Annotated in this window: 21 protein-coding genes; 15 read left to right on the forward strand and 6 right to left on the reverse strand. The window is 68.4% G+C overall.

The window, feature by feature from the left end; translation table 11 throughout:
- Position 1: 1 nt before the first annotated feature.
- Genes RN729_RS05515 through RN729_RS05525 form a run of 3 tightly spaced genes read left to right on the forward strand, consistent with a single transcriptional unit; the run spans position 2 to position 4,368 of the window.
- Positions 2-2,302, forward strand: coding sequence for a bifunctional salicylyl-CoA 5-hydroxylase/oxidoreductase (locus RN729_RS05515; RefSeq protein WP_310782754.1), 2,301 nt, complete (start codon positions 2-4; stop codon positions 2,300-2,302).
- Between the two features lie 24 nt (positions 2,303-2,326).
- Entirely contained in the window at positions 2,327-3,130 is an 804-nt protein-coding gene (locus RN729_RS05520) for a tryptophan 2,3-dioxygenase family protein (protein WP_310782678.1), read from the forward strand.
- On the forward strand, positions 3,127-4,368 hold the full coding sequence (locus RN729_RS05525) for a hypothetical protein (protein ID WP_310782679.1): 1,242 nt from the start codon (positions 3,127-3,129) through the stop codon (positions 4,366-4,368). Before RN729_RS05520 ends, RN729_RS05525 begins: the two co-directional genes overlap by 4 nt.
- Here the strand turns inward: RN729_RS05525 and RN729_RS05530 are convergent.
- From RN729_RS05530 to RN729_RS05540, 3 genes are read right to left on the reverse strand one after another with little or no spacing between them, the layout of a single operon-like run.
- Positions 4,365-5,072 (reverse strand): molybdenum cofactor guanylyltransferase, encoded by a 708-nt coding sequence (locus RN729_RS05530; RefSeq protein WP_310782680.1) that lies wholly within the window; start codon positions 5,070-5,072, stop codon positions 4,365-4,367. The genes RN729_RS05525 and RN729_RS05530 overlap by 4 nt on opposite strands.
- Entirely contained in the window at positions 5,069-5,512 is a 444-nt protein-coding gene (locus RN729_RS05535) for an arsenate reductase ArsC (protein WP_310782681.1), read from the reverse strand. The genes RN729_RS05530 and RN729_RS05535 overlap by 4 nt, the downstream gene beginning before the upstream one ends.
- 42 nt (positions 5,513-5,554) lie before the next feature.
- Positions 5,555-7,852, reverse strand: a complete 2,298-nt coding sequence (locus RN729_RS05540) for a DUF5916 domain-containing protein (protein WP_310782682.1) — start codon at positions 7,850-7,852, stop codon at positions 5,555-5,557.
- A 227-nt stretch (positions 7,853-8,079) separates the two neighbouring features.
- On the opposite strand from RN729_RS05540, the gene RN729_RS05545 reads away from it, so the two are divergent.
- Positions 8,080-8,652, forward strand: coding sequence for a hypothetical protein (locus tag RN729_RS05545; protein WP_310782683.1), 573 nt, complete (start codon positions 8,080-8,082; stop codon positions 8,650-8,652).
- 142 nt (positions 8,653-8,794) lie between these two features.
- Positions 8,795-10,963 carry a dehydrogenase E1 component subunit alpha/beta gene (locus RN729_RS05550; RefSeq protein WP_310782684.1) on the forward strand — a complete coding sequence of 723 codons (2,169 nt, stop codon included), beginning with the start codon at positions 8,795-8,797 and terminating at the stop codon, positions 10,961-10,963.
- Positions 10,964-10,967: 4 nt separating this feature from the next.
- Here RN729_RS05550 and RN729_RS05555 read toward each other — a convergent pair whose 3' ends face one another.
- The 3 genes from RN729_RS05555 to RN729_RS05565 all read right to left on the reverse strand — a co-directional run bounded on the left by RN729_RS05555 (position 10,968) and on the right by RN729_RS05565 (position 13,412).
- Positions 10,968-11,921, reverse strand: coding sequence for a DNA-formamidopyrimidine glycosylase family protein (locus RN729_RS05555; RefSeq protein WP_310782685.1), 954 nt, complete (start codon positions 11,919-11,921; stop codon positions 10,968-10,970).
- A gap of 32 nt (positions 11,922-11,953) precedes the next feature.
- A complete protein-coding gene (locus tag RN729_RS05560) occupies positions 11,954-13,075 on the reverse strand; it encodes a hypothetical protein (protein WP_310782686.1) in 1,122 nt (373 codons plus the stop codon).
- An 88-nt stretch (positions 13,076-13,163) separates the two neighbouring features.
- A complete protein-coding gene (locus tag RN729_RS05565; protein WP_310757742.1) occupies positions 13,164-13,412 on the reverse strand; it encodes a ferredoxin family protein in 249 nt (82 codons plus the stop codon).
- 195 nt (positions 13,413-13,607) lie between these two features.
- Between RN729_RS05565 and lipA the strand changes: the two genes are divergently transcribed.
- The 10 genes from lipA to RN729_RS05615 all read left to right on the forward strand — a co-directional run bounded on the left by lipA (position 13,608) and on the right by RN729_RS05615 (position 25,458).
- Positions 13,608-14,537 carry a lipoyl synthase gene (gene lipA / locus RN729_RS05570; RefSeq protein WP_310782687.1) on the forward strand — a complete coding sequence of 310 codons (930 nt, stop codon included), beginning with the start codon at positions 13,608-13,610 and terminating at the stop codon, positions 14,535-14,537.
- Complete coding sequence (gene pdhA / locus RN729_RS05575; protein ID WP_310782688.1) at positions 14,534-15,655, forward strand: pyruvate dehydrogenase (acetyl-transferring) E1 component subunit alpha; 1,122 nt, start codon at positions 14,534-14,536, stop codon at positions 15,653-15,655. Before lipA ends, pdhA begins: the two co-directional genes overlap by 4 nt.
- Positions 15,655-16,638 carry a pyruvate dehydrogenase complex E1 component subunit beta gene (locus tag RN729_RS05580; RefSeq protein WP_310790055.1) on the forward strand — a complete coding sequence of 328 codons (984 nt, stop codon included), beginning with the start codon at positions 15,655-15,657 and terminating at the stop codon, positions 16,636-16,638. Before pdhA ends, RN729_RS05580 begins: the two co-directional genes overlap by 1 nt.
- A gap of 38 nt (positions 16,639-16,676) precedes the next feature.
- A complete protein-coding gene (locus RN729_RS05585) occupies positions 16,677-18,017 on the forward strand; it encodes a dihydrolipoamide acetyltransferase family protein (protein ID WP_310782690.1) in 1,341 nt (446 codons plus the stop codon).
- An 88-nt stretch (positions 18,018-18,105) separates the two neighbouring features.
- Positions 18,106-19,518, forward strand: a complete 1,413-nt coding sequence (gene lpdA, locus RN729_RS05590) for a dihydrolipoyl dehydrogenase (protein WP_310782691.1) — start codon at positions 18,106-18,108, stop codon at positions 19,516-19,518.
- A 34-nt stretch (positions 19,519-19,552) separates the two neighbouring features.
- A complete protein-coding gene (gene lipB / locus RN729_RS05595) occupies positions 19,553-20,332 on the forward strand; it encodes a lipoyl(octanoyl) transferase LipB (protein ID WP_310782692.1) in 780 nt (259 codons plus the stop codon).
- Positions 20,333-20,746: 414 nt separating this feature from the next.
- Entirely contained in the window at positions 20,747-20,953 is a 207-nt protein-coding gene (locus tag RN729_RS05600) for a hypothetical protein (RefSeq protein WP_310782693.1), read from the forward strand.
- Positions 20,954-21,252: 299 nt separating this feature from the next.
- Positions 21,253-22,305 carry a hypothetical protein gene (locus RN729_RS05605; protein WP_310782694.1) on the forward strand — a complete coding sequence of 351 codons (1,053 nt, stop codon included), beginning with the start codon at positions 21,253-21,255 and terminating at the stop codon, positions 22,303-22,305.
- 206 nt (positions 22,306-22,511) lie between these two features.
- Entirely contained in the window at positions 22,512-22,781 is a 270-nt protein-coding gene (locus tag RN729_RS05610; protein WP_310782695.1) for a hypothetical protein, read from the forward strand.
- Positions 22,782-23,472: 691 nt separating this feature from the next.
- Positions 23,473-25,458 (forward strand): hypothetical protein, encoded by a 1,986-nt coding sequence (locus RN729_RS05615; protein ID WP_310782696.1) that lies wholly within the window; start codon positions 23,473-23,475, stop codon positions 25,456-25,458.
- Positions 25,459-25,654: the final 196 nt, after the last annotated feature.

The following is a 25,654-nucleotide window of genomic DNA, read 5'->3' on the forward strand; positions in this document are numbered from 1 at the left end:
GATCGTCTGCGTCGGAGGCGGGCCCGCCGGCCTGTACTTCGCGATCCTGATGAAGCGCTCGGATCCGGCGCACGACGTCATCGTCCTCGAGCGCAACCGCCCCGGCGACACCTACGGATTCGGCGTCGTCTTCTCCGACGCGACGCTGGAGGAACTCGCCGCCGCGGACCGCGAGAGCTACGAGGCGATCACGCGGTCCTTCCACCACTGGGACGACATCGACATCCACTACCGGGGCCACCGGCTCACGTCGACCGGCCACGGGTTCAGCGGCCTCGCCCGCACCACCCTTCTCGAGATCCTGGAGGCGCGAGCGCGCGAACTCGGTGTCGATCTGAGGTGCGGCGTGGAAGTCGAGTCGGAGGAGGCGTACGCCGACGCCGATCTCGTGCTCGCCGCGGATGGAGTGAACAGCCGCATGCGGGACCGATACGCCCGCGCGTTCGGCCCCCGCGTCGATCTCCGTCCGAACCGGTTCGTGTGGCTCGGCACGACGAAGCCCTTCCCCGCCTTCACCTTCCATTTTCGTGAGACCACACACGGTCTGTGGCGCGTGCACGCGTACCAGTACCGGCCCGGCGGCGCCGGGGAGGAAGCCGTCTCCACCTTCATCGTCGAGGCGACCGAGGCGACGTGGCGCGCCGCCGGCATGGACGCCGGGTCCGAAGAGGAGACCGTCGCCTTCCTCGAGGACACCTTCCGCGAGGAGCTGGACTCCCATCGACTCGTCGCGAACCGCTCGATCTGGCGGGGCTTCCCGACCGTGCGGAACCGGTCTTGGCGCCACGGCAACATCGTGCTCGTCGGCGACGCCGCGCACTCGGCCCACTTCTCCATCGGGTCGGGCACCCGGCTCGCGATGATCGATGCGATCTCGCTCCACGAATCGCTCCTCGCCCACGATCTCGCCGTCGCTCCCGCGCTGGAGGCCTACGAGACGGCCCGCCGGCCGGAGGTCGAGAGCGTGCAGAGGGCGGCCCAGGCGAGCCTCGAGTGGTTCGAGGGGACGGAGCGTTTCCTGGAGACGGAACCCGTGCAGTTCGCCTTCAACCTCATCACGCGCAGCCTCCGGATCACCCACTCCAACCTCGCGCTGCGCGACCCGGAGTTCACCGCGCGCGTCGACCGCTGGTTCGCGGAGCGGGCCGCGGCGGATGCGGCGACGGGAGCCGGGAGGCCTCCCCCCGGGAGCGTCGCGTCCGGTCCGGCTCCTCCTCCGCTCCTCGCCCCGTTCCGTCTCCGGGAACTCGAGTTGAAGAACCGGGTCGTCGTCTCAGCCATGTGTCAGTACTCGGCGGAGGACGGCACGCCGGACGACTGGCACCTGGTGAACCTCGGCAGCCGTGCGATCGGCGGCGCCGGACTCGTGATGTCGGAGATGACGGACGTGAGCCGCGAAGGACGTATCTCGCTGGGCTGCACGGGGATGTACGCTCCCGCGCACGTGGGCGCGTGGAAGCGGATCGTCGATTTCGTCCACCGCCACTCCGAGGCGGCGATCGGGATGCAGCTCGGCCACGCGGGACGGAAGGCGTCCACGCGGCTGTCCTGGGAGGGCGACAACGAACCGCTGGAAGAGGGCGGCTGGCCCATCATGGCCGCTTCTCCCGTGTCCTGGTTCGAGCACAGCCCGGTTCCGCGCGAAATGACTCGGCGGGACATGGACCGGGTGACGGCCGAGTTCCGTCGCGCGGCCGAGATGTCCGAGGAGGCCGGGTTCGACCTGCTGGAGATTCACTTCGCGCACGGCTACCTGCTCGCCAGCTTCATCTCTCCTCTCACGAACCTCCGTGAGGACGAGTACGGGGGAGACGCGGACGGGCAGCTTCGCTTCCCGCTCGAGGTGCTCGCGGCGGTGCGAGCCGTGTGGCCAGCGGAGAAGCCGATTTCCGTCCGGATCTCCGCGGTGGACTGGGCGGAGGGCGGGATGACGCCGGACGGGGCCGTCGAGGTCGCGCGCCGCCTGAGGGATGCGGGCGTGGACATCATCGACGTCTCGGCGGGGCAGACCGTCCCCTGGCAGGAGCCGGTCTACGGCCGCCAGTACCAGACCCCCTTCTCGGACCGCATCCGGCACGAGGCGGCAATCGCGACCATGGCCGTGGGCAACATCTCCTCCTTCATGGACGTGAACACGATCCTCGCGGCGGGGCGTGCGGACCTCTGCTGTCTCGCCCGCGCACACCTCTGGGACCCATACTGGACCCGGCACGCAGCCTACGCTTCAGGGGCGCCGATCCCCTGGCCTCCGCAGTATTCGTCGCTGGATGGCTACACGCCGCGCTTCGAGTGGGGGTACTGAGGACCGGCCGCCGAAGGGAGATCCATGGCGCACGGGAAATACCTGACCTATGCCGGATATCTGCACCTCGACGAGTTGCTGTCGCTCCAGCGGGAGCAGTCGGGCGAGGGCGGGGACCCCGAGCACGATGAGATGCTGTTCATCATCATCCATCAGGTGTACGAGCTGTGGTTCAAGCAGCTCCTGCACGAGCTCGAGTTCGCGCGCGACCGGATGGGCGCGGACGACATGCCGCGGCTGCTGCACACCATGGGGCGCATCCTCACGATCCTGAAGGTGCAGGTCCATCAACTCGACATCCTGGAGACGATGCGGCCGCTGGAGTTCCTCGCCTTCCGGCAGCGGCTGGAAGAGGCGAGCGGCCTGCAGTCGTACCAGTTCCGGGAACTCGAATTCATTCTCGGCCACAAGCGGCGGGACGTGTTCGACCGATACCCGGAGGGAAGCGACGCGCGCCGGCGGCTCGACTCCCGCTACGGGGAGCCGTCGCTCTGGGCCGCCTTCCTCCGGTTCCTCCACGCGCACGGGTACGCGATCCCGGCGGAGGACCTGGAGCGGGACGTCACGGCACCGACCGAGCCGTCCGCGGGCGTGCGGGCCGCCCTCATCCGGTTGTACCGGGAGGATCCGCAGCTCGTCCAGCTGTGCGAGCGCTTCGTGGATCTCGACGAGGGACTCCAGGAGTGGCGCTACCGGCACGTGAAGATGGTGGAGCGCACGATCGGGGCGCGGCCCGGGACCGGCCAGACGGGGGGCGCCGCCTACCTCAGGAAGTCGCTGAACCGCCCGGTGTTTCCCGACCTGTGGGCGATCCGCACCGACCTGTGACCGGACACCACACCCGTCTGGCGCCGGAGGATCTGTACCGGGAGCCGAACGCGCTCGCTCCGCACTATTCCCGCTTCCGGGTCGCGGAGCGGCTGCTCCTCACCGGACATTCGCACCAGGCGTGGCCCGACTGCGGATTCGCGGGACAGCTCCGGGCCTGGGAGGACGCAGCCCGCCTCGTGGACGGGAAGTGGGAGGAGGCGTTCGCCCGCGGGAACCGGGTCCGCGCCGGGTACGCCGAACTCCTCGGACGCCCGGGGCGCCCGGACGAAGGGGACTATGCGCTGGGCTCGAACACGCACGAACTCGTGGTCCGCTTTCTCTCCGCCCTGCCGCTGCGCGCGCGGCCCCGGCTCGTGACGACGGCGGGGGAGTTCCACTCCATCCGGCGCCAGCTCGACCGCCTGGAGGAGGAGGGACCGACCATCGTTCGCGTGCCCGTGGACCCGATCGACTCGCTCTCCGAGCGGCTCCGTCTCGCGACAGACGACGAGACGGCCGGCGTGCTGGTCTCCGCCGTCCTCTACCGCGACGCCCGTATCGTCGGCGGGCTGGACCGCGTGGCGGAACGCTGCGAAGAAGTAGGGTGCCACCTCCTCGTGGACGCCTATCACGCGCTGAACGCGATCCCCTTCGACCTCTCGAAGCTGGGGCTCGAAGGCGCGTTCGTCGTGGGGGGCGGGTACAAGTACTGTCAGCTCGGTGAGGGGAACTGCTTCCTGCGCGTACCTCCGGACTGCGGGCTGCGCCCCGCGGTCACGGGGTGGTTCGCGGAGTTCTCGGCGCTGCACGGGGCGGAGGACGAGGGGCGGGTAAGCTACGGGTCGGGGGCGGAGCGGTTCGCGGGCAGCACGTACGATCCGACGAGTCACTACCGGGCGGCCGAGGTGTTCGACTTCTTCCGCGAGCGGGGACTCGCGCCGGCGTTTCTGCGCGCGGTGAGCCGGCACCAGATGGACCGCCTCGCGCGAGGCTTCGACGGGCTCGACGCGGACCCGGAACTCGTGGACCGCGACCGGGAGACGCCGCCCGATGCGGTGGGCGGCTTCCTCGCGCTCCGGACGCCGCGGGCACGCGACTTCCACGAGGCGCTCGCGGCTCGGGGCGTGGCGACGGACTACCGCGACGATCTGCTGCGGCTCGGCCCGGCCCCCTATCTCAGCGACCGTCAACTGGACGACGCGGTCGCCGCTCTGGGAGAGGTGGCGGCCGGGTTCCAGGCCGTGTCCCGGCGCTAGTCGGATCCGGCGGCGCGCCGCACGGCCCAGGCCAGGTCGGCCCGGCTGTCCACGCCGCGGACCATCGCCTCGAGGTCGCCGAGCCGCTTCAGTTGTTCGGGCGAGACGGTTCGCACCCGCAATCGATCGAGGAAGCTCATCATCGAGGGAGACGGGGCGCCGGACGCGGCGGAGCGCGCAAGGAGCCGCGCGGCGAGCCGGCCAACCCCGCGCCGATAGGCGGCGCACAACGGCTGGGCCCGGCCGCGCGCGCGCGGCACGACGGCGTCCAGCTCCGGGTCGTTCGCGAGTTCGCCGCTCAGGCGGTCGACGAGGTCCGGCGTGACGAAGGGGAGGTCGCCCGCCAGCACGACGCAGATCGCGCCCCGCGCCGCATCAAGCCCGGAGGCCACGCCGGCGAGCGGGCCGAGGTCGGGCACCGGGTCGGGCACAGCGACGAGGGCGCGGCCCTGCGGGCTCCGGAACGCGACCGAGCCGGGTGGGCCCGCGCTATCCGAGTCGGATTCCCAGCCTTCCGCGGCGAGGGCGCGCCGGAAGGGCGGAACCTCGCGCACCGCGAGGACCACGTCCGAGATCTGCTCAGTGGCTTCCAGGATCCGCGACAGCACGGTGCGGCCGTCGATCTCGACCAGAGGCTTGTCGCGGCCGAGGCGGCGTGAACGCCCGCCGGCCACGATCACGAGCGACCGGTCCGGCCCGCTCACGCCCCGGGATCCCCTCCGGGCCCTGCCGCCTTCACCCCGGGCGGCACGCCCAGATCCACCAGCAACGCGGCCACGCGCCGGCGGATGTCATCCCTGACCGCCCGGAACTCGTCCGGGGGCAGGTCCTTCGGGTCCTTCACCTCCCAGTCCTCCCGCCGCCGCGCGGGCACGTGCGGACACGCGTCGCCGCACCCCATCGTGACGACCGCATCGAACGGCCCGGGCGGCACGTCGTCCAGCCCCTCCGACCGGTGGACGCCGAGATCGTAGCCCAACTCCGCCATGGACTCGATCGCCCGCGGGTTCACGACGCCTGAAGGCCGCGAGCCCCCGCTCGACGCCTCCACGCCGGCACCCGCCAGCATGCGGGCGAATGCCTCCGCGATCTGGCTGCGGCAGGAGTTCTCCACGCAGACGAAAAGGAGCCGCGGGCGCGTCATGGTCAGGTCCGCCGCACCGATCCCCGCTCGCGCCCGCGGCGCTCAGCCGCCGAGGACGTTGAACTGCCGGCTGAACTTGACGATCAGCGAGCGGCCCTGCGGCCCGTGCAGGTCCTGGATCCCCTGGATGTCGTTGTAGACGATGAACAGGCCGGTCCCCGCCGTGTTGAGCCATCCGAAGCGCACGTTGGCGGAGAAGGTGTCGAGCTGGGTCGAGTACTGAACGAGCGACTGCAGGTAGATCCGCGGCGTGAAGAAGTAGCCCAAGTTCACCCCGGCCAGCGTGGCGACGAAATCCCCTTCCTCCAACGTCACGTTGTTGTAGTCGAGCCGCAGCGACGTACTGAACGAGGAGCCCGGCCGCACGGTCAACGTCCCGTTCAGGCTGCGGCGCGAACCCGACAGGAACTGGCCGATGTTCGCCCCGCTGCGGAAGGAGACCTTCGCCGATTCGTTCGTCCAGAAACGGAGCTGCGTCTCCCACCCGTCGTAGGTCCCCGCGGGCACGATGATGTCCGTTCCGGGCATCGGGAACGGCTCGTACAGCCCCTCCCGGTTCCAGTTCATGCCGGTGTGGGCCTCCATCCCGTCGTTGAACTCCCAGTGGTTGTCGATGTGGAGCCGGGCCGACTCCTCGAACCCCCGCGTCACCCCGGTCTTGTCGCTCCGGAAGGTGAAGTAGGAGATGTGCGGGCGGATCTCGCGGAAGGTCTCCTCCGGATGGATGTTGTACATGAGGAAGAGTTGGTAGTACTTGTGGCCCGTCCGCCGCAGGAAGCCCACTTCGGGGTTGAAGTTCTCGCCGAAGTGCTGATACTGGAGGTTCCCCCGCCACTTGCGGGTCGTGAGACCGAAGGTCGCGTCGAACGCCCCGTCCGCGTCCGTCAGACCGGGAGTCGCCGTCCTCGCCCCCCACGCCGTCAACGTCCACGCCTCCCCCAGTCCCAGCTGTCCATCCACCGCCCAGGTCCGGTTGTAGTCGCCGGACGCGCTCCCGTCGCGGTTGATGAAGGCCCCGCCGATCCGCGACCGGTTCGGCAGTTCACGGGCCACGCGGGCGACCGAGTACGCGTTCGCCCCCTGGACGCCCTCGATCCCGTCCGTCCCGATGTGGAGCATCCCGACGTTGAACCCGGCCGCGCGCCCGGAGACGCGGGCGCCGCCGGTGATCGGGACCTGCCGTCCGTTGGCGATGCCGATGCGGCGGCTGAAGAAGAGATCCGCCCCGCCACCGCCGACTGCGAAGAAACCCGCGTTCTCGAGGAAGAAGGGGCGTTTTTCCGGGAATAGCAGGCTGAAGCGCGTCAGGTTGACCTGCTGGTCGTCGACCTCCACCTGAGCGAAGTCCGTGTTGTACGTCGCGTCGAGCGTCAATCCACGCGTAAGCTGGAGCTTGGCCTCGCCGCCGAAATCGTAGTTCTGCTCGAACGCCGTCTGCCCGCCCGCGTAGTCGCGCGCCGTCGCACCGAGCATGTACGGCGTGACCGAGCCGAGACGCCGGAATGGAAGCTCGAGCCCCGTCAGGTTCCCCGCGTAGTTGAGCCGGTAGAGGTTGAACTCGCGGGGGACCGCGGACCAGAAGGATTCCTCGTTCCGGCGCCGGATCTGACGGGCGACGTTGAAGCCCCAGGTCGGATCGGTCCCGTAGCGGAGCGTGTTGAAGGGAATCCGAAACTCGGCGTACCAGCCCTCGCCGTCGCGGCTCGTCGCGACGTTCCAGGAGCCATCCCAGTTCTTGTTGAAGCCTCCGCCGGCGCCCGACTGCATCCGCCGCTGGGTGTTGAAGCCGCCCCCTAGGAAGAAGCCGCCGCCGCGGCCTTCGTTGGCGACCTGTCCATCGTACTCGATACCCGCCGGCGTCGTCCCGAACACGAACGCGTTCTGGTCGTCGTGGTACGTATCGAAGGCGAGCAGCACGTGGTCCGCCTCGGACACCTCGGCGTCCCGGATCCGGTCCCCGGAGATAATCCCCGCCGGGTCTTCGTCGAGAGCCCACACACCCACGTAGATCGCCTCGTCGTCGAACACCATGCGCACTTCGGTCCGTTCGGACGCCGGCTGCCCGTCGAAGGGTTCGCGCTGGATGAAGTCCGTCATCACCGGAGCCCCGTCCCAGGCCGCATCGTCCAGGACGCCATCGATGGCGGGCGCCTGCGCCGCGCGCACCGCGAGGCCTTCGAGCGTAGAGGGCGATACCCCTTCCGGTTCGCGCTGCCCCGGACCGTCCTGCGCGCGCAACTCCGGCGCCGGCACGAACAGGACGATGAGACAGGCGATACCGAAGCCGAGTCGACAGCCGAGTCGATGGCAGGGTAGACCATGGGTTTTTCGGAAGCTCATATCGCGAACACCTCGAAGGATGGATCTGCGCGTACCGGGACTGGAAGATAACGCTGAGTCAACACGTACCGGTGCCACACAGTTGCAACCGTGCGTCGCCAATCGGTATGTTCAGATATATGGACACTGTTCAATCTCGTCTCGGATTCTTCCGTAAAGATGTTCAGGGCTTGTCGCTGCGCGATTTTCGGAGCCGCGTCAACGCGGAGTTGCCCGAGCGCGCTCGCGTGAGCCTCGGCACGCTCTCGAACTACGAACGGGACGGCGGCGGGTCCCCGAGGGCGGGCCCGCGGGCCGAGTTTCTTGCGGCGCTGAAACGAGCCTTCCCTCCCCTTCGACTCGAATGGCTGATCCTGGGCGACGGAGAGCCGACGACGATCGCCGAGCGGCTCGCCGCGCCCGAGGGCCTCGAGACGAAGGCGGCGTCAGCGACGGGGGAAGGTCCCTCCTTCGCCGTCCGGGTCCTGGCGCGCTACCCCGACCTCGAGCTGCTCTCGCCGGAAGCGTCGGCCCTGTTCATGGCCGCGCTGACGCGGCTTGCCATGGGCGAACCCAGGCTCGCGCTGGATGAGGGGGACCTGATCGAGCTGGCGGGCGACCTGCGCTGGCTCCTCCTCCTTCCGCCGGGAGCGTGGGGGTTCCGCCACGCGCCGCCTTACCGGGCGTTCTCCGACTACGCCGTCGCAATGCTGCACGCGCTGAGCCGGCTCATGCCCGAGAGCGGGGAGGGCGATCCGATCTCGGACCACCCGGCCTCGATTCTCCCCCGGCTGCGCCGATTTCGGACGGTCGGTTTCTAGACGCGGGAGGGGCGCGTAGATTCCTCGCCGGGTCTTCGTCGCGGTTGGGGCGGGGAGGTTGCGGAAGGCGAAGGCGGAGTCGTGGCGAGTCTCCCGAGCCCGGAGACCCGGCACTCAACTCTTCCTGAATATCTGGACATACATGGCAACCCCTATCGACCAGACTGACGACCTGGAGCGCGCCCTCAGCGCCCTCGCCCGCCCGGAATGGCGGGACCTCCAGGCCGAGGACCTCCTCGCGATGTATCGCGTGATGTACACGTCGAGGACGATCGACGACCGCGAAATCGCGATGAAGCGGCAGAACCGCATCTTCTTCCAGATCTCCGGCGCCGGACACGAGGCGCTCCTCGTCGCGGCGGGCCGCGCACTCAAACCCGGCCACGACTGGTTCTTCACCTACTACCGCGACCGCGCGCTCTGCCTCGAACTCGGCATGTCGCCTTACGAGATGTTCCTCGGCGCCGTCGGGGCGGAGGAGGATCCATCGACGGGCGGACGGCAGATGCCGGCGCACTTCGGTTCCCGGGCGCTGCACATCGTCACGCCTTCGAGTCCGACGGGCACCCAGTTCAACCAGGCGGTGGGGTGCGCGGAGGGCATCGCTCGCGCCCGGACCGCCGGCCTCGACGACCTCGATGCGGTCGCCCCGCACGTGGAAGCGGATGAGATCGTGCTCGTGTGCACGGGCGATGGCACGACCTCGGAAGGAGAGTTCTGGGAGGCGATGAACACCGCCTCCAACCTGCAGCTTCCCATCCTCTTCCTCGTGGAGGACAACGGATATGCGATCTCCGTGCCGGTGGAGGTCAACACCGCCGGAGGCAGCATCTCGAGTCTCGTGCGGAACTTCCCCAACCTCCACGTAGAAGAGGTCGACGGAACGGATCCGCTCGAGAGCTATGTCGTGATGCGGCGCGCGGCGCGATACGTGCGGTCCGGCCGGGGTCCGGCGCTCGTTCACGCACAGGTCACCCGGCCCTACAGCCACTCGATGTCCGACGATGAGCGGCTCTACAAGTCCGACAGCGAGCGGGAACTCGAATCCGCACGCGACCCGCTCGTCACCTTCGCCGATTATATCGTTCGGGAAGGCGTGATCGAGGCCGACGAACTCGAATCGCTCAAGGCGGAGATCAAGGCCGACGTCGCAGACGCCGCGGACCGGGCCATGGCCCGACCGCAGCCGGCCCCCGAGACCGTCTACACCCACGTGTACTCGCACGACGTCGATCCCCGGTCGAGCGCCTTCGAGACGGAGGCCCGCCCCGAGCCCGAGGGGAATCCGAAGACGATGGTCGACCTGCTCAACGCGTGCATCCGCGACGAGATGCGGCGCGATCCGCGGATCGTCGTGTTCGGGCAGGATGTGGCGGACGCGAGCCGCGAGGAGCTCCTGGATGAGGTCAAGGGCAAGGGCGGCGTCTTCAAGGTGACGCACGGCCTGCAGCGCGAGTTCGGGTCGCTTCGGGTGTACAACGCGCCCCTCGCGGAGGCGAACATCGTCGGACGCGCCGCGGGTCTCGCCGTGCGCGGGCTGAAGCCGGTCGCCGAGGTCCAGTTCTTCGACTACATCTGGCCCGCCTACCACCAGTTCCGGAACGAAGTCGCGACCTTCCGCTGGCGCTCCGCGGGACGCTGGAAGTGCCCGCTCGTCATCCGGACTACGTACGGCGGCTACATCACGGGCGGCGCGATGTACCATTCGCAGACGGGCGCCTCGCTCTTCACGCACACGCCCGGCATGCACGTGATCTGCCCCTCGAACGCGGAGGACGCGAACGGGCTCCTGCGGACGGCAATCCGGTGCGACGACCCGGTGCTCTTCCTCGAACACAAGCACCTCTACCGGCAGACGTACAACAAGGGGATCTATCCGGGCCCCGAGTACATGATCCCGTTCGGCAAGGCCGCGTTCGTCGCGGAGGGGGACGACCTCACGATCGTCACGTACGGCGCGATGGTCGAGCGCACGCGCAAGGCGCTCGCGAAGCTGGAACGCGCGGGAGAGCCGGTGCGCGCGGACCTGATCGACCTGCGGTCTCTGAACCCGGTCGACATGGATTCCATCCGCCGTTCCGTAATGAAGACGAACCGCGTGCTCGTGGCCTACGAGGACGCGAAATCGTGGGGCTACGGGGCGGAGATCTCGGCCCGCCTGGCCGACGAACTGTTCGAGTGGCTCGACGCGCCGATCCGGCGGATCACCTCGACGGACACCTTCATCGGCTACGCGCCCTCGCTCGAGAACGCGTCCCTGCCGCAGGTCGACGACATCGCCGAAGCGATCGTGGAACTCGCCACCTGGTAGCGGATCATGCGCCCCCCTCGGGAGCCGCGGGCGGTCCGCCCGACCTGAGCTCTTCGAGCGCCTCCAGGCTGCGGGGCCAGTCCTTCCCCAGCAGCCGGGAGAGGGCCCGGTCCGCGAGCACCTTCCCGCCGGTCTGGCAGGCGGCGCAGTAGTTCGTTTCGTTGTCCGCGTAGCGGATCCGCTGCACCGGAGCCGCGCAGGCCGGACACGGACGCCCGTACTTCCCGTGTACCGCCATCGCGTCGTGGAACGCGGTCACCTTCTCCGGGAACTTCCCCGCCAGCTCGTCGCGCAGCCGCCTCGTCCACTCCTCGAGCGTGCGGCGCGTGGCGTCATGAAGCCGGCCGATCTCCTCATCGTCCAGCCGGCTCGTCCACTTGATCGGGGACAGCTTCGCCCGGTGCAGGATCTCGTCGGAATACGCGTTGCCGATGCCCGAGAAGAGCCGCGGGTCCGTGAGCGCGCGCTTGAGCGTGTGGTTGCGTGCGGTGAGCGTCTCGCGGAAGAGGGCCGCGTCCGCGGTCACGGGGTCGATGCCGCCGGGGTCGTGCCGGGCGAGAGCCTCCGCACCCTTCACAACGTGGAGTGACGCCCGCTTCTTCGTCCCGGCCTCCGTGAGCAGGAGGCTCCCGTCGACGAAATCGAAGGCGGCGAGACCGAGCCGACGCGGGATCTTCACGCCGGGATCCCGCCACCGGAGCCGCCCCGCGATCATGAGGTGGAGGACGAGCCACAGTTCCGGTTCGTCTTCCCGGTCATCCGGGGCGGCGAGTCCGATCGCGATTCGCTTCCCCAGCCGGCGCAGCGCCACAACCTCGCGTCCGTGCGCGTCCGTCAGGGGCGGATCGACGCTCCGGAGCAGGAAGGGACTGCCGAGCCGCACCCGCTCCAGCGTACGCCCGAGGAGACGCGCTTCGAGCCCCTCCAGGTAAATCGTGATGTCGGGCAGTTCGGGCATGGGCGCCGCCTGGCGAAAAACCCCGGGTACGGCTAGCCGCCGCGGCCCGAGCCGGATGCGTGGCCGTGGCCGCGCCCCTGGGCAACTTCGTTCGGTTTCTCGAGGGTATTGCGAAGATCCTGGACGTAGTCCGGGTGCGCGCGGCTGAACGCGGGCCAGTCCTCATCCGCGGCGATGATGATGCCGCCGACCGCGCCCATCCCACCGTCCGGCGCCGGGTGCCCGAGCGGATTCGAGTACTGGACGGAGATGCGGTAGACGTGGTCCTTCCGGATCCGCACGCCCCCGCGCCACCAGAGCCGGCTCGTCGGCACGCCGACCGTGCGGCCTTCGCCGTCCACCTCGGGCCCCGCCTCCCAGATCACCTTGCCCGCCGTGACATCCTCGAGCCGAATCCACTCCCCGTAGTCGTGCAGGTGCCCGCCGATGCCGAGGATTCGCCCGTCCACGGCGGGGCTGCCCTCCCAGCTCCGCCCGTGCGTCCCGGGCGGAAGCGGAAACTCCTTCTCGCCGACCGGGCCCATCACGTCGAGATAGAACGGATAGACGTCCACGGGCTCGACGAAGCCCGGATCCTCGAACGGCGTGTACGGAAGCCGGACGTGCAGGAAGGCCTCGCCGTGCGACGCGTCGGGGAGCGGGGCGAACATCGCGCTCACAAGGACCCGGGTGCCCGGCGCGAGGGGAACGCCCAGCACGCCGGGCAGAAGCTCGCTCTTCGTCTCGCGGCCCGCAGCGAGGATCCGGCGCGGGACCGCGGAGAAGAGTTCGCGGTTGTCGGGGTCGATGACGTTCACGTGATGGAGGAGCCGGTCGGGGAGCGGGTTGCCCGCCCGGTCCCTCATCCGCCACGAGAAGCCGTGCATCCAGCCGGCGACGGGCAGCTCCGCGAGTTGCACCGGGGGCCGGAGGTGCGGACCGCCGGCCGGCAGCGACACGGGGCCGACGACGATCTCGAACTCGCGCTCGGCCGCGTGCACCCGCACGTCGATGAGCGGGCTCGCGGCAGGCAGGCGCGGCGGGTCCGGGTCGCCGGCGTGCGCCGAAGCTCCGTGTGCGTGCTGCTGCGCGGCGGGGGTGTCCGGCGTCTGAACATGCGGCGCGGGCTCGCGCGACGAGAGCGGGTGCGGCAACAGCAGGAGGCCGAGGCTCATGATGCGCGGCACCGACAGGCCGCGCGGACACCGGTGCCACACCGCGGCGGCTCGCCTCAGGGGTCGGACTCGAGGCTCACGCCCGGGATCAGTCGGGCGGCGGAACGTCGAAGTAGGTGTAGTTCTTCGCGGTGAAGGCGTCATACTGCTCCGGCACTTCGTCGTCCGGATAGATCGCCTCCACAGGGCACTCGGGCACGCAGGCGCCGCAGTCGATGCACTCCTCGGGATGGATGTAGTACTGATCCTCTCCCTCGTAGATGCAGTCGACGGGGCACACGTCCACGCAGGATGCATCCTTCTCGCTCATGCATGGTTCGGTGATGATGTAGGTCATGCGCGGGAACATACCGGGGGTCCGAAGGCTGAGCAATTCCGCAACGCCGCCCGCGGGAGCGGGGCGCATCGGGTTGGTCCGTCGCGCAACAGCCGGTATCTTGGAGGGTTCCGGGCGGACGGGATGCGGACGTGTCGGCCGGGTTCGCGGGAACGGCGAATACGGCGCGGATCACACAGCGAGAAGGCGGCGACGTTGAAGCCACTCGAGGTCATACAGGGAGGGAGCACGGCCGATTCCTGGCCTTCGCGGAAGCCGCGATGGCTCAAGGTGCGCGCGCCCGGAGGCCCCAACTATCAGCGCCTCAAGGAACTGATGAGAGGGCTGGAACTCAGCTCGGTCTGCGAGGAGGCGCAGTGCCCCAACATCGGCGAGTGCTGGGAGGCGGGCACGGCGACGTTCCTCATCATGGGCGACGTGTGCACGCGCAACTGCCCCTACTGCGCGATCGCGCACGGCCGGCCGGAGGAACTCGACGAGGACGAGCCGCGGCGGGTCGCGGAGGCCATCGAGCGGCTGCAACTCAACCACTGCGTCATCACGTCCGTCGACCGCGATGACCTCCCCGACGGCGGCGCCTGGATCTTCGCCGAAATGATCCGCGAGATCCGGTTGCGCCGTCCCGAGTGTTCGATCGAGGTCCTGACGCCGGACTTCCAGGGGAATCCCGAGGCGATCCGCACGGTGATCGCCGCGAGGCCGGAGATCTTCAACCACAACATGGAGACCGTGCGCCGGTTGCACCGGGTCGCCCGGCCGGGCGGCCGCTACGACCGCTCCCTGAACGTCCTGACGACGGGCCGGCAGTTGGACGACCAGGTCCTCATCAAGACGGGGATCATGCTCGGGCTGGGGGAGACGGCCGCCGACATCGACGAGTTCATGGGAGACGCGCTCGAAGCCGGCGTACAGATCCTCACCCTGGGCCAGTACCTGAGGCCATCGCCGGACCATCTTCCGATCGACCGCTACGTGTCCCCGGAGGAGTTCATGAACTGGAAGGAGATCGGGGAATCGCGGGGGTTCCTGCACGTCGAGAGCGGGCCGCTGGTGCGGTCCAGCTATCACGCGCGCGAGCAGGTGGTCGAACTGCGCCGGCGGGTCGCGGCGCTGGCGGCGGGATGAGCGCGGCGAACGCGGACCGGTCCACGGCCACGGTCTCCGACGCTCCGGCGGCGGGAGCCCCCGGCGGGGAATCGAGCGAAGACCCCGACGCCTTCCTCGGACTCTCGACGGAGGAATGCGTCGGACTCCTCCGTGAGATGATCATCGAGCGCCGGTTCGAGGAGAAGGCGGCGGAGGTCTACCAGGTCGGCAAGATCGGCGGCTTCTGCCACCTCTACATCGGGCAGGAGGCGGTCTCCGCAGGATCGATCTCGCCGCTGCGGGACGACGACTACGTGGTCACCGCGTACCGCGACCACGCGCAGGCGATCGCGCGCGGGATGACGCCGAACGCCGTCATGGCCGAACTCTATGGACGGGCGGACGGCTGCTCGAAGGGCTTCGGCGGCTCGATGCACATGTTCGACAAGACGCTCAACTTCATGGGCGGGCACGGCATCGTCGGGAGCCACCTGCCGCTCGCGGTCGGGGTCGGCTACACGATCCGGTACCGGGGCGGAGACCAGGTCTGCCTCTGCTTCTTCGGAGATTCGGTCGTCAACATCGGCGCGTTCCACGAGTCGATGAACATGGCGGCGCGCTGGAAGCTGCCCGTCATCTTCCTCCTCGAGAACAACCGGTACGGGATGGGGACCGATTTCCGGCGCGTGGCCGCGGTGAAGGAACTGAAGGACCGCGGCCGGGCGTACGAGGGCCTCACCTCGCTCGATGTGGACGGCATGGACGTGCTGGCGGTCCGCCAGGCCGTGGAGGAGGCGATCGAGCGGGGACGGAACGAGAAGACGCCCAGCTTCATCGAGGCGCGCTGCTTCCGCTACATGGGCCACTCGATGGCGGACCCGATGCACGGGACGTACCGGACGCGCGAGGAAGTCGAGAAGTGGCGGTCGGATGACCCGATCCTCTCCTTCACCCGGCAACTCATGGACGCGGGGCGGCTGACGGAGGAGGAGTACCAGGCGATCGACCGCGAGGCGAAGGAGATCGCCGAGGAGTCCGCGGCCTTTGCGGACCGGAGCCCCTTCCCCGATTCGGACGCGCTCTATCGCTACGTGTATTCGGACGGGTACCCGGACGACATGCGGCGGCGCGACGCGTGGCGGAAGGAGCTGCGCTGATGGCCGTCCTCACGTATCGGGAAGCGCTGAACGACGCCCTCCGGGAGGAGATGGAGCGCGACGACTCGATCTTCATCATCGGCGAGGAGGTCGGGGAGTACGACGGCGCCTACAAGGTCACGAAGGGGCTGCTCGAGCAGTTCGGGGAATGGCGCGTCCGGGACGCCCCCATCGCCGAACTGGGGTTCGCGGGGCTCGGCGTGGGCGCGGCGATGGCGGGCCTGCGGCCGATCGTCGAGTTCATGACGTGGAACTTCGCCCTGCTCGCGATCGACGAGGTCGTGAACGCGGCGGCGAAGATGTTCCAGATGTCGGGCGGACAGTACAACGTCCCCATCGTCTTCCGGGGACCGGGCGGCGCGGCGCTCCAGCTCGCGGCGCAGCACTCGCAGTCGCCGGAGCCCTGGTACAGCTACGTACCCGGGCTGAAGGTGATCGCGCCCGCCACGGCGAAGGACGCGAAGGGGCTCCTGAAGAGCGCGGTCCGCGACAACGACCCCGTCGTGTTCATCGAGAGCGAGATCATGTACAACCTCGTCCGGGATGAGGTGCCGGAGGAGGAATATCTGATCCCGATCGGCAAGGCCGAGGTGAAGCGCGAGGGGTCGGACGTGACCGTCGTGTGCCACTCGAAGATGGTGCACCAGGCGCTCGCGGCGGCCCGCGCCCTGGAGAAGGAAGACATCGATGTCGAGGTCCTGGACCTGCGCACCGTGCGTCCGCTGGACGTGGACGCAGTCGTGGCGTCGGTGAAGAAGACCAACCGGGCCGTGGTCGCGGAGGAGGGGTGGCCGATGTGCAACGTCGGGGCCCAAGTCGTCGATGACATTCAGCGCGAGGCCTTCGATTCGCTGGACGCGCCGGTGGCGCGCGTGAACGGGCTGGATGTGCCCATGCCCTACGCGAAGAACCTCGAGAAGCTCGCAACTCCGAACGCGGACCATGTGGCGGCGGCGGTGCGCCACGTGTGCTACGCGGACTAGCCCCCGGGACGCCGACCGATATGCCTACGAGAGTCGTGATGGCGCAGCTGAGCCCGACGATGGAGGAGGGCAAGCTCATCGAGTGGAAGGTCGCCGAAGGCGATGCCGTGGCGCAGGGGGATGTCGTCGCGGAGATCGAGACGGACAAGGCGAACATGGACGTCGAGGCGCTCGGCGGCGGCGTGCTGCGCAAGATCGTCGTGCCGGCGGGCGCCACGGTCCCGGTGGGCGCGCTCATCGGCGTGATCGCCGAGCCCGACGAGTCGATCGACGACATGCTCGCGGAGGCGCAGGCGGCCGACGGCACCGGGACGGCGGAAGGTCCGGCCGGGGAGCCTGCCGCGCCCGCCGCCGAGCCGGAGCCCGCGGAGCCGGTCGAGGTCGCGGCGGAGCCGGCAGGGGCCGACCCGGCCGGGGCGGCGACCGGGGCCGGCGCGGCTACTGCCGCCAGGGGCCGCATCAAGGCCTCGCCCGTCGCGCGGCGGATGGCCGCGGAGAGCGGGATCGCGCTGGCCGGCCTCGCCGGATCCGGGCCGGGCGGCCGGATCGTCAAGGCCGACGTCGAGGCCGCGCTGGCCGCCGGCGCCCCGGGCATCGCCCCGGCGCCCGCGCCCGCGCCGCCCACGGCGCCCGGTCCTCCGGCGCCCGTGCCGCCGGCACCCGTGCCGCCGGCGCCCGCACCGATCCCTCCCGGGCTGGAGGACCGGGTCGAAGAGGCGAGCCAGATGCGGAAGGCGATCGCGCGCCGGCTTGGCCAGTCGATCGGGCCTGTCCCCCACTTCTTCCTCACGACCGAGGTCGACATGGGCCGGGCGCTCGAGTTGCGCGCCGACCTCAACGCTCGCTTCGCGGACGGCAAGATCGGGGTGACGGACCTGCTCCTGAAGGCGACCGCGGAGGCCCTGAACCGTCACCCGGCGGTCAACGCGTCGTGGGAGGAGAACGCGATCCGCTACCACGGCGCGGTCCACCTCGGCATCGCGGTGGCGCTCGACGAAGGCCTCATCACGCCGGTGCTGCGCGACGCGGGCCGCAAGGGGCTGCGACAGATCTCGGTCGAGGCGCGCGACCTCATCGCCCGGGCGCGGGCGCGGAAGCTCGCGCCGGAGGAATACCAGGGCGGGACCTTCTCGGTCAGCAACCTCGGCATGTTCGAGATCGACCAGTTCACGGCGATCATCAACCCGCCGGAAGCCGGCATCCTCGCCATCGGCCAGACGGTCGAGAAGCCCGTCGCGGTGGACGGCCAGGTCGTCGTCCGCAAGCGGATGCGGGTGACGATGTCGTGCGATCACCGCGTCATCGACGGCGCCACGGGCGCGGCGTTCCTCGGCACCTTCAAGGCGATGCTCGAGAACCCGCTCGAGATGATCCTCTAGCGGCCATGGCCTCCTCCAGGGCCACGGGCCTCTTCCAGCGGCCATGGGCTGCTCTAACCCTCCAGGAACAGAGAGAGTGAAGGGATAGATGTCGGAGACATACGACGTCGTCGTAGTCGGGGCCGGACCGGCCGGCTACGTATGCGCGATCCGGGCCGCGCAACTCGGCCTCCGGACGGCCTGCGTCGAGAGCGGGTCGTACGAGGGCGGCCTCGGCGGCACCTGCCTCAACTGGGGCTGCATTCCCGCCAAGGCGCTGCTCGAGAGCGCCGCGCTCGCGCACAACCTCCAGCACCACGGCGCCCGCATGGGCGTGAAGCCGGTCGAAGTGGAGTACGACTTCCCTGCGGCCGTGAAGCGCAGCCGCATCATCACCCGGAAGCTCACCGCTGGCGTCAAATACCTGCTCGGGAAGAACAAGGTCGACATCGCGCAGGGCCGCGGCCGGCTGGCGGGGGCGGGCCGCGTCGCCGTGGAGACGGAGGACGGCGAAACCCGGGAGATCGCGACCCGGAATGTCGTGTTCGCGACCGGCTCCGTGATGAAGACCTTCCCCGGCTTCGAACTGGACAGCGAGAAGGTGATCGGCAGCCGGGAAGCGCTGGGTCTCCAGGAACTCCCGGCGAAGATGGCGATCGTCGGGGCCGGATTCGTGGGCGTCGAGTTCGCCGACGTCTTCAACGCCTTCGGAGTCGACGTCACGCTGATCGAGGCGCTCGACACGCTCGTGCCCTTCGAGGACCCCGAGATCGGCAAGGCGCTCGAACGCTCGTTCAGGAAGCGGGGCATCCGCAACCTCACGAACACCCGCGTCAAGCACCTGGACCGTGACGCGAGCCCGATGGTCCTCACGGTCGTGAACCCGGACGGCAGCGAGACCGCCGAGGAGACGGATCTCGTGCTCATGGCCGTCGGACGGCGGCCCGTGAGCGAGAATCTCGGCCTCGAGAAGAACGGGGTCGCCGTGGAGGACGGCTTCATCCGGATCGACGAGTGGTGCCGGACGAACCAGCCCGGCGTCTACGCGATCGGGGATGTGGCCGGGCAGCCGATGCTGGCGCACGTCGGGTCGCACGAGGGCATCGTCGCCGCCGAGCATATCGCGGGCGTGGCCAAGCACCCCATGACGTACGGGAACATCCCGTCCGTCGGGTACTGCCACCCCGAAGTCGCCTCGATCGGCATGTCCGTGGCGCAGGCCGAGGAGGCGGGCCACGAGGTCGTCACCGGCAAGTACCCGCTCGGAGCGCACGGACGCGCGCTGACGGCCGAATCCGCGGACGGGTTCGTGAAGATCGTGGCGGACGCCAAGTACGGCGAAGTGCTGGGCGTCCACATGATCGGTCACAACGTGAGCGAACTCGTGGCGGAGGTCGGCATGGCGCGCGAACTGGAAGCCACGCTGGACGAGATCGTGCGGCACTCGCACGCACACCCCAGCATGGCCGAGGCCGTGATGGAGGCCGCGTTCGCCGCGCTCGGGCGTTCCATCCACATGTAGGCTGGCGGGGCAGGCGGAGACAGGTGGAGCTTCGATGAGCGGGGAGCGGCAACTCCGGGTGGTCGACCTCGGCCGCCGCGAGTACCGGGAGGTGCTCGAGCTGCAGCGCTCCATCGCCCGCTGGCGCCGGAGTTCCCCGCCGGACCACGACCTCCTGCTCCTCGTCGAACACCTGCCGGTCCTCACCTTCGGGCGGGGATCGAGGGAGGACGTCACGCCCCCCGACCCGGCATGGCTCGCCGAGGCGGGGCTGGATCTGGTCGAGATCGAGCGCGGCGGCGACCTCACGTATCACGGCCCCGGCCAGCTCGTGGGCTATCCGATCCTCGACCTCCGCGCGCACCGGAAGGACCTCCACTGGTATCTGCGCCGCATCGAAGAGGTGCTGCTGCGCGTCCTGGCCGAGTGCGGCCTTCCCGCCTTCCGGGTCGCTTCGTACACGGGCGTGTGGACGGGTTCTCCACCCGCCGGGAGCCTCGAGACGATCGAGGAGGACGGGTTCGGGACGGTCGCCGCCGGACGCGCGGAGGCGCTCATCGGGGCCGGCGCGATCCGCAAGGTCGCATCGATCGGCGTGCACGCGAGCCGCTGGATCACCTCGCACGGCTTCGCGCTCAACGTGACGCCCGAGCCTCTCCTGAACTTCCGCGGGATCGTCGCGTGCGGCATCCACGGCGTCCGCATGACGAGCCTCGCCTCCGAGGGCGCCTCCCTCACCCTGGAAGAGGCCGGCGAAGCCGTCGTGCGCGCCTTCCCCGCCGCGTTCCCGAACCTCGCGCCGTCACCGGTGCCGGCAGCCGGCCTGCGCATCTGACGTTCCCGAGGGAATGTACTCCACGCGATACCCCACGCAGTTGCCCATCGTCCTTGAACACGGCCCGACCGACCCACGCGGCTCGGCGTCGGGCTTGAGCCCGGCCGCGCGGCGCTGAGCGCTTCCATGTAACGTCTGGCCGCCTCGCCGCATATGAGGGATAAGGGTGCCCCACCATGTTTCCCGCACGATCGAAGCCGACGCGAGTCTGGAGCCTGGAGTTGTACGATGGCCGCATCAGACGTGACGCAGAGACACCATGCAGCCTGAGGCGCGCGGGCGGGGGCGCTCGCAGCCCCTCTCCTTGCGCCTGAGAGGGGCTGCAGGAAACAGCGCCGGGCGCGATCAACCACACAGATCGCCCGTTCGCGAGAGTGGGACAATTCCGATCTACTCTGGCACAAGGAGGAAAGCATGCTGAAGCGTGCGAAGATGGCCGCGCTCGCGGCGATGATTGCCGTGGCGTCACTCGCCGTACCGGTTCCCCACGCCCCCACAGGACCGGCACAAGTTGTCGCCGAGGAATCGGCCTTGAAGGTGTTTTTGATACCGCCCTTCGGATTTATCTGCTTCTGGTCGTGCGGTGACAACTTGTTGTGCTGCCGAATCGTCATCGAGTAAGGCGCGTGCCGGGGGTCCGGTACGTGTGAAGGGACGTAAACACCAGCAAGGAGTAGGGTCATGCGCGGACGAGGACGACGTATCACACGGAAGAACATGCTAGCGGCGTTTGCGCTGGCGATCGTAGCGAGCTTCGCTCTGCCTTTCACGGCATCGCCCGACCGCACTTACGCCAGCGTGTCGGCACAGCTTGTTCTTCAAGCCCGCAAGATTCCTTTCATACCCGTCTGGATTTGTCTAGGCACGTGTGACGGCGGGCAGTGCTGCTACATCGGCCCGGCGTAAGACGGGAGCATACCATGAACGCGCCCGGTTCACGCTGCATGCGAGGGGTGTTCCCGCTTATTGCTTTCGTGACGGTCGCATGTGCCGAAGATCCCGCACCACGCGTCTCGGCGGAACCGGTGGTGGACATGGAGGCGTTCGAGGAAGCGTTCGAGGTGGTGCGTGTGGTGACCTTGGAGGAGACCGACGATGTAATATCGGTCACACCTAGGATCGTCGCCGACGGCCAGGATGGCTTGATCATAGTGGAACCGCAGGAGTCACAGGTTAGGGAGTACGGTCGCGATGGCACGCTCCGGGCCGTACATGGCCGGGCGGGCGGAGGACCGGGCGAGTTCCAGATGCCCATCTCGGCACGCCGTACGTCGGACGGTACGCTCGTCGTGCCGGACATCATGCTAGGTCGTCTGACGTTCCTCGGTGCGGACACGCTGGTCGACGCTGCGCCGGTGGCCATGCTGCTTGATGCGCATGACCTAGGAGGCGGAGAGCTTCTCTTGACAGGCATGGGGAACCAGTCGGCCGACCGCCCGCGTTTCCTTCACATATGGGACATGGAGGCCGACCGCATCGAGCGCAGCTTCTTCCCCATGGGTATCTCGGACCGGGATCGGCCCACGGCCAGCGCCTTCGCGTCGGCCAGCGCTTCTTTGGTCGGTGACACCATTTGGGCTGTGTGGTCCCTGTCCGATACGGTCTACCAGTACAGCTTGGGCGGTGACCTGTTATCCGCCATCCCTATCCCGCTCGTTCGACCACGTGCGGCGCTACCTAGCTTCGCCCGCCAGATCGACGTGTCGGAAGCGGGCACCGCATTGGACTCGGTTTCGCAAGTGTCCCGCGTATTAGTTGCTGAGGGCGACGGGCTGGCCGTTACCGTAGCGCACATGCGCGGCATCGAATACGAGTGGGATCTGGTGGTCATGGACCGCGACGGCACACCGCGAGTGCAGCTACGCGCCGCACCGAGGCTACTTCTTGTGGACCGTGACGAGTTTTGGTTCTCCGACCCGCAGGGTCTACAGCCCAACCGCATTCTAGTCGCCCGGCGAAGGGATGCACCATGAAGAACGTTTCCCTTCTTGCCGCGCTGTTCCTGTGCGTGGCATGCCGCCCACCGGGACCGACGGTTGTAGGTGACGCCGCCCCCGTAGCGGTCGCTACGGACCGCCCTGCGGTCGTGTGGGCGTTCAATGCAGACCGGTGTCTTAGCTGTACCCTTACGGACCCTTCTCGCATCCTGCGTGGCATTCAGCACCGTCACGGGGACGCCGTGGACTTCGTGGTCGTTGCCATCACCGCTGACCGCGAACGCGACGAAGCACTCGTGGACGCGTTCTTGCGGACGGCACGGCTGTCGGCCCGCGTTGAGTTACAAAGCGCGATGGCGTTCACGATGGCCTTTGGCCTAGGTGGACCCGAACCGGCGGTCTACGTGGCCGACGCAGGCCGTGTGGTAGCGGTTTACGGCGAGGATCTGGAAGGTTTGTCGGATCAAGTAGCTTCGCTCGTGACCCCGGACCTCGTGGAGGGAAAGACGTAGGTTTGCTAGAATCCCGTCAGGAGCGACGATTAGCCGACGAGATCGAGCAGGGCGAGAGCAAGCCGCTGGAGCGCCTGTACAAGGCGTATTCGAAGGAGTTGTACAACATCGCGTATCGCTTCACCGGGTCGACGGCGGATGCTCGCGATGCCCTACATGACGTGTTCTGTCGGCTCCCCGAGGCTCTGCGGAGCTATGATCGGAGGCGCCCGCTCGGGCCGTGGCTCCGTGCTGTGACGGCTAACGCTGCGCTGGAGCGACTTCGGCGGGAGCGTCGTCGAAACGAAGTCTCCCTATCGGACGAATCGGTTAGCGGGGCGCTGGCTGGGGGGACCCCCGCCATAGATTCAATCGTGCTGGAAGAAGCGCTGTCCTCGCTCTCGGACGGATTGCGGCACGTGATCGTCCTGAAGGAACTCGCCGGTTATTCGCACCGGGAGATTGGCAAGCTGCTGGGAATAACGCCCGCAGCCTCACGGGTGCGGCTATGCAGGGCACGAGCGACCCTCCGTGCCATGTTCGAGGAGTAGGGGACTGTACGATGTCAACCGACAGACGAAACGAACACCTCGACGATCTGACCCTGAGCCGCTTCGCGGACGGCGAGTTATCTGTGCGTTCTTCTCGCCGCGTCCGGTCGCATCTTCGATCGTGCGAAGCGTGTCGCGAAGAAGTCCAGTTTATTCGCACCTTGAGCGCTGCGATCCGGAGCATTCCCTCTCCGAAGCCGCCGGACGAGTTGTTCGACGATCTCTTCCGCCAGGAGCCAGACGGTGCGGCGGTCGTCCAATTCCGGGCTCCGCAGCGGCGGTGGAGCGCGCTTTCCCGAGTTCCGTTCCTGTCGGCATGGGCCGTTCTGCCGGTGCTGATCGCGGTCGTTCTGGCGCTCGCGGTTGGAACCGACCGGGTGATGGCCGGCTCGAGCTCGCTGAGCCTTCAATGGGAAGAGCCGGATGAGCTGGCGCTCCAGTATGAGACGGTCTCGTTCGCTGCAGAATCCCGCCTTCGCGCCAGGCTGCGCTACTGGGTCCCAGACTCGCTACGCTACGGCCAGACCGCGTCGGGATACGCCGTGGTCGAACTCTCCGGGCGGGGACCAGGTGTCTTCTCCGGCGCCGTGGACCTGCCGCCCGGCACCGCCTACGCCGTCGCCGCTGTCGAAGACCTGGCTGGAACCTACATCGACACCGACTTCGGCCGGCTCTGGGAATACCTTGAGACAGAAGAGCGGGAACGACCTACCTTGCAGGCGCGGCGCCACCAACTGCTGGCAACTTCCGAATTGAGCGCGGCCAGAACGGCAGCGGTCGCAGAGGAGGCAGCCGCACAGTTCCCCGAGCAGCCCGAGTTCCGGGTCTGGCAGTTGTTGTTCGCGCAGGGGGCGGTTCCACCCGAATCGCGGGATTCTCTCCTACGGGAACACGCCGCGCGCCTCGTGGCGATGGACCGGCTGGCTCGGGAAGGGAATCCCGACCCGGTGGAACTCGATGCTCTCCATCGCTACTCGGCGCTACTCGGGCGGCCGGACTTGGCGAGCTACTGGTCGGACCAGCTGATGAGCCTGTACCCGCAACACGAAGCGGCGGTGCTGCTCCGCCTGCAAGCGATCGCCCGTTCCTCCATGACGACTCGAAGAAAGCTGGAGGCTCTCGAGGAGAGCTGGACGAGTGTGAGGGTGCCGATCACCGCGCAGATCGGACTCCGGCTCGCCCTCGAACTTGCAGAGCCCGACGTCGTCGGGATATGGCTGGATCGCCACTCGCGAGCCTCGGTGTTTCGTGACCTGACGTACGACGCTGAGCTTGCCCGGGATCTGATGGCCGTACCCAAGCTGGCGTCACTCGCCGAAGTGTGGATCCTCGACCGGCTCGCCGATGGAGACCATCAACTGGAACCGGACCGGCCGCTGGATCAAGCCCGTCGGAACTTTCGAGCCGCGCGGAGCCGACTCCGCGCACAGCTCAACATCGACCTCGCCAATCTCCGACTCGTGCGAGGGCAGCTACGTGGGGCGCTCGAGGCGGCGGACAGGGCCGTTGAACAGACTTGGAGTTCCGAGGTCTTTCTCGAGGCGGCCGAGATCCATCGGGCTGCCGGCTCCGATCTCCGCGCCGCTGAATTGTTGTCGTTCGCTCAGGTGGACCCGATCACGCCCTCGAGTTCCCGTCCACGCACCGATCCGCCTGGGGGACTCCCCAGCCCTTCGGAGGGGGAACTGGCGACAGCTCGGGCGACCATGTACAACCGTGTCACGGCCACATTGCTCGACGAACACGTCGACCTCAATGCGCACATCCGGTTCGCGACGGGCACCGAGACGACGCTCCGCGATGCTGCGGGCGGGAGTCCCGTCGTAGTGGTGTACGCAGTACGACCCGACTTCGTAGCCGACGAAGCGTTAGCACTGCTGGACGCGAACCTGGAGCGGTTAGGTTCGGCCGGCGTGCAGGTTCTCCGCATAGCCCAGCAGACAGCCCCGGCCCCGTTGGAACGATCCGGCTTCGACTCACGCTTCCATTACGACGTGCGATACGAAGCCTGGGACAATCTTCGGGCGTGGCGCGAGGTCCAATACTTCGTGTTGGATTCGGGCCGAATCCGCCACCGCGGCGCGGATCTTGGAGAGGCCCTCCGCGTCTCTCTCGTGCTCTCGACACGAGCCGTCGCGTCCGATTGATGTAGTCACTCACCGAAAGGACCCAGAAACATGACTTGTAAGCGCTTGCTGACAGCCGCCGTGATCGCCCTCGTCACCGCGATCATCCCCGTCACAAACGAGACCAGCGCCGCATTTGGCGTGGAATTGTCGACCGCTGCCTGCGCGGAAGCGGGTTGTGGATACGTGACCTGGGTGGACTGCATCTGTCCCGACA

Origin of the sequence: Candidatus Palauibacter polyketidifaciens (genome assembly GCF_947581785.1) — a bacterium.
In the GTDB taxonomy this organism is placed as follows: domain Bacteria; phylum Gemmatimonadota; class Gemmatimonadetes; order Palauibacterales; family Palauibacteraceae; genus Palauibacter; species Palauibacter polyketidifaciens.